The sequence below is a fragment of the Actinomycetota bacterium genome (genome assembly GCA_030776725.1).
GTDB lineage: Bacteria > Actinomycetota > Nitriliruptoria > Nitriliruptorales > JAHWKO01 > JAHWKW01.
The window spans coordinates 1-2,373 of the sequence record JALYHG010000072.1 but is presented as its reverse complement, the minus strand read 5'-3'; the positions used below and the strand labels follow the sequence as shown (position 1 = coordinate 2,373).

General features: G+C 73.4%; 2 protein-coding genes. Both read left to right on the top strand.

Going from position 1 to position 2,373, the window contains the following annotated elements:
• The coding region (locus M3N57_03215; protein MDP9021709.1) for an electron transfer flavoprotein subunit alpha/FixB family protein at window positions 1-983 on the top strand (983 nt) is incomplete at its 5' end.
• An 86-nt stretch (window positions 984-1,069) separates the two neighbouring features.
• Window positions 1,070-2,373: hypothetical protein (locus M3N57_03210; protein MDP9021708.1), on the top strand; the 1,304-nt coding region annotated here is incomplete at its 3' end.

Genomic DNA, 2,373 nt, shown 5'->3' with positions numbered 1-2,373 from the left:
TGAGCGAGCTGCTGGTCCTCGTCGACCACGACCACGGCAGGACGCGCAAGGTCTCGACCCAGATGCTGACCAAGGCGCGAGATCTGGCAAGAGACGCCGGTGACACGGTCGCCGCGATCGCCGTGGGCCCCGGCGCATCCGCAACCGCAGACGCGGCCGGCACGTTCGGAGCCGACCGGGTCTACGCCTGGGATTCGGCCGACGCCACCGCGTACGTCACCCTGCCCATGGTCGAGGCCGTGCAGCAGGTGATCCGCGGATCCGATGCCCGCCGGGTCCTGTTCCCCTCCGCCAACTTCTACAAGGACGTCGCGGCCCGCCTGGCTGTCCGCCTCGGAGCCGGCATCATCACCGACGCCTCCGACCTCGAGCTCGTCGACGGCGACCTGATCGTGGTCAAGGACGTGTTCGGCGGCGCCACCATCACCCGCTCGCACGTCCGCGGCGATCGGATCGCGCTGATCGGCGTGAAGTCGAACGCGTTCGTGGCCGAGGCGCGCGGGGACGGCCCCGCGGAGGTCGTTCCGCTCGACGTCGCGCTGTCCGACGACGCGAAACGGTCCCGCGTGGTCGAGGTGGTGACCCAGGCCGAGGGTGGCCGGCCGGACGTCGGCGAGGCCTCGACCGTCGTCGCTGGTGGGCGGGGACTCGGCGACGCGTCGGGCTTCGAGCTGATCGGCCGGCTCGCCGACGTGCTCGGCGCCGGGGTCGGCGCGTCCCGTGCCGCGGCCGACGCTGGGTGGATCGCACACCGCCACCAGATCGGCCAGACCGGGAAGACGATCTCTCCGCAGCTGTACATCGGCTGTGGGATCTCCGGGGCGATCCAGCACCGGGCCGGGATGCAGACCTCCCAGCTGATCGTCGCGATCAACAAGGACCCCGAGGCGCCCATCTTCCAGATCGCAGACTTCGGTGTGGTCGGTGACCTGTACCAGGTCGTGCCCAAGCTGATCGAGGAGATCGAGGCGCGGAAGGGCTGACAGCCGGCCGGCCGCGTCGCCGGGAGCGCACCCGGCGCCACAGGTGCTGCCGGATAGGCTGGCGCGCTCGATCGGGAGGGATCGGTGTGGTCGCGACCTGGGACCGCCGCACCCCGGCGGAACGCGACCGTGTGCGCGCGATGGTCCTCGAGGGCTGGATCCCGGCGGTTGCCTCGTTCAGCCCGTTCTGGGGTCGCTACCTCGACCGCGCCGGGGTGGACCCCGCCCGGGTGCGTTCCCGCGCCGACCTCGAGACGATCCCCCCCGTCCGTGAGGCGAACGTGGTCGGTGCGGGCGGACCAGGCAGCCCGGCGCTGGTCCTGCGACCCACCGAGGAACAGGTCAAAGCCGGCGCCACGTTCGGGACGCTCCTGCAGGTGGCCCGGGCCATCCGTCGGGGCGGCGCAGCCGGCAAGCGGATGGCACTGCTGACCGAGTACAAGCCGATCCACCTGCACCCCGCCGGACGCGACGGTCAACTCACGATCGCCTACACGCGGACCGACCTCGACCGCCTGCACCGCACCGGCGCGCGGGCGGCGCAGGTCCTGGGCCTCGGCAGCGACGACTACCTGGTCTCCGCGGTCCCGGCCGACGGGACCCTGCGGTTCTGGGGCCTGTACCACCTGGCGTTGGGCGCGTCGCTGCTGGCGGTGCACGCCCGTGGGCACGGCCGCCCCGTGGACGACACCGTCTGGGCGTTCCGCCAGGTGCCCGCGACGGCCGTCGCGGTCCCGATCGCCGACGCGGTGGCGCTCGCGGGGGTGGCCGCCGACAGCGGGGCCGATCTGGGCAACGTCGCCACGGTCGTCGTGGTCGGTGTGCCGCCCGACGATGAGCAGCGCCGTGCCGTGGCCGACGCGTGGCGCGCCGCTGGGAGCGCCCCCACGGTGCGGGTGCTGGCCCTGTGGGCCTCGGCGGGGGGTCGATCGCTGTGGGCGGAGTGCGCCGAGGCGGGCGGAGCCACGGGACTGCACACCTACCCGGATCTGGAGGTCCTGGAGGTCCTCGACCCTGCCACCGGCCGCACCAGCGACGGCGCCGGCGACCTGACCTACACCTCGGCCGGCTGGCACGGCACCGGCCTGATCCGCTACCGGACCGGTGACCGGGTCGCCGGCGTCGACGAGACCGTCTGCTCCGGGTGTGGCCGCACCGTCCCGCGGGTGCTGGGCGCCGTGACCGAGGCGGCCTGGCAACCGCGCCTGGCGACCCCCGCAGGCTCCGAACGCATCGACGTGCGCGGAGCGGGTGCCGTCCTGAGCGGCGACGACCGCGTGAACGCCTGGCAGGTCGAGCTGCGCGGAGCGACCGCGCGCCGGACAGGTGACGCCTACGTCGTTCACCTGTCGACATCGATGCAGCCGCAAGCGCTGGTGGACCTCGACCG